Source organism: Chromohalobacter sp. HP20-39 (assembly GCF_033052815.1).
In the GTDB taxonomy this organism is placed as follows: domain Bacteria; phylum Pseudomonadota; class Gammaproteobacteria; order Pseudomonadales; family Halomonadaceae; genus Chromohalobacter.
This window is the reverse complement of the sequence record NZ_JAWHTP010000265.1, coordinates 1-380: the sequence shown is the minus strand read 5'-3', so window position 1 is coordinate 380 and position 380 is coordinate 1. Positions and strand designations below refer to the sequence as shown.

The 380-nt window shown below is 61.1% G+C and carries 1 pseudogene; it reads right to left on the bottom strand.

What is annotated here, in order from left to right:
- Nucleotides 1-185: pseudogene (locus RVY79_RS17915) on the bottom strand (nucleotidyl transferase AbiEii/AbiGii toxin family protein); the annotation flags it as partial.
- Nucleotides 186-380: the final 195 nt, after the last annotated feature.

Below are 380 nucleotides of genomic sequence, written 5' to 3'. Positions count from 1 at the left end.
CCTTTGAAGAGGAGGCGGGGTCCGCCCTCTTTCAAGCCATTGAACAAGGCATCCAGCGTCCAGCAGACCCAGAAGTCCTTCTCGATATTCTGAGACGCCGTGCCGAGGCGTAGCGCCGTCGTATCGAAGGCGCTCAACATCGCGTCCGACCCGGCCGCGAGAACCTCGTCGAAAGCCGGATTCATGTCTTCACCGCCCGGGCTGCACCGCGCTTGGCAGTTTGTGCCTTCTGCGGGGAGAGCGGCTTTCGCTTGGGCCGGGCGACGGCAGCATGACGCTGATCATCGGCATCGTCCGCCGTTCTTTGTTGATGACGATCATGATCAGCATCATCACGATCATCATCGACGTGCCGACGACGAACGCCGGCGTCGCTTTCA